Genomic DNA, 1,622 nt, shown 5'->3' with positions numbered 1-1,622 from the left:
TTCTGGTAAGTAGCTAAACACTAGAGTACTAGTTTGCTTACTGCTATGAAATTCAAACAAGCCTTGCGTCGGGACGAGCCTCCCTGCGGCGGGGACAGCCTGGAGGAAATTATCTCTTCGGACAACGAGGTGCGCCTCATCGATGCCTTCATCAATTCGCTCCCCCTGGAGGAGCTGGGCTTCCGCACCGACTTTCCAGAGAACGGGCGCCCGGCCTACCACCCCTCCGTTTTGCTCAAGCTCCTGGTATACGGCTACCTCAACCGCATCCGCTCCTCCCGCTGCCTGGAGAAGGAGTGCCACCGCAACCTGGAGGTGATGTGGCTGCTGGCCCAGCTGGCCCCAGACCACAACACCATCTCCAATTTCCGCAAAAACAACAGCCGCGCCATCACCAAAGTCTTCCGCGCCACGGTGAAGATGGCCCAGCACTTTGAGCTGATCGGCGGTGAGCTGCTGGCCGGGGACAGCACTAAGCTCCGGGCCCAGAACTCGAAGAAGAACAACTACAACCAGGCCAAGATCGCCCGCCACCAGGCCTACATTGAGGACAGGCTCACTGACTGCCAGCAGGCTCTCTTGCAGCCCCAGGAGGCATCCCAGGTGGAGAAGATCTTCGACAGCATGGCCCGCCACGCCCGGCGAAGAGAGTACTACCGGGCCCTTTCGCTCCGACTCGCAGACTCAGGAGAGGACCAGGTCTCCACCTCTGACCCGGAGAGCCGGCAGATGATTATCCGCAATACCATCACCGAAGTGGCCTACAACGTGCAGACTACTGTCGACGCCAGGCACTGCCTCCTGATCGATTACCAGGTCACCAACCACAATGACTGCAAGGCCATGGGAGGTATGGTGCGCCGGGCCAAGAGCCTGGTGGGCAACAGCTCCTTTACGGTCCTCTTCGACAAGGGCTACTACACTGGCTCGGAACTGGAGATCGCCCAGAAGTTGGGCATTACTACTTTGGTGGCCATTCCGGCGCCTGCTGCCAATGCCCCGGATCCTTCCTACAACCTGGAGCACTTTGTCTACAACCAGGCAAAAGACACCTACACCTGCCCGGCAGGAGCCGAGCTCACCACCAACGGCCACGTCTACACCAAGAACCGGAACCGCTCTAGTCCCACCAGCTTCCATCAGTACCGCACCAAAGCGTGTAAGACATGTGCGGTGCGTCACTTATGCACCACGGCCAAGAACGGCAAGCTCATCGAACGTAACACTTACACCCCGGTCTTGGAGCGGAACCGACAGAACATCGCCGCTAACCCCGCGCTCTACAAGCGGCGACAGGCCATTGTCGAGCACCCCTTCGGCACCATCAAGCGGCAGTGGGGCTACAGCTACGTACTCACTAAGAAAGGCATGGAAAGGGCCTCAGCTGACGTGGGCCTGATGCTGGTGGCTTACAACCTGCGCCGCATCTTTAATATCGTCGGCCTGGAGCGGCTGCTGACCTACTGTGCGACCTCTTTAAGCGTGTTGTTAGCCCTGAAAGCCATGTTTGGGACATGTTGGCGAAGCTTTGGCCAACGAATAAAAGGCGCTGCATCTAGTACAGTATATTTCCAAATTGCTATATTTAACTAAAAAACAGACGGAGGTTTTTAGACAAACTG

The 1,622-nt window shown here is 57.3% G+C and carries 1 protein-coding gene; it reads left to right on the top strand.

Features of this window, described 5'->3' with window-relative positions; genetic code table 11:
• The first annotated feature begins 45 nt into the window (after positions 1-45).
• A complete protein-coding gene (locus E1919_RS27095; RefSeq protein WP_162056521.1) occupies positions 46-1,593 on the top strand; it encodes an IS1182 family transposase in 1,548 nt (515 codons plus the stop codon).
• The last annotated feature ends 29 nt before the right edge of the window (positions 1,594-1,622 follow it).

Source organism: Pontibacter pamirensis (genome assembly GCF_010015475.1).
Classification (GTDB): Bacteria; Bacteroidota; Bacteroidia; order Cytophagales; family Hymenobacteraceae; genus Pontibacter; species Pontibacter pamirensis.
This window is presented reverse-complemented; position numbering and strand designations above follow the sequence as displayed.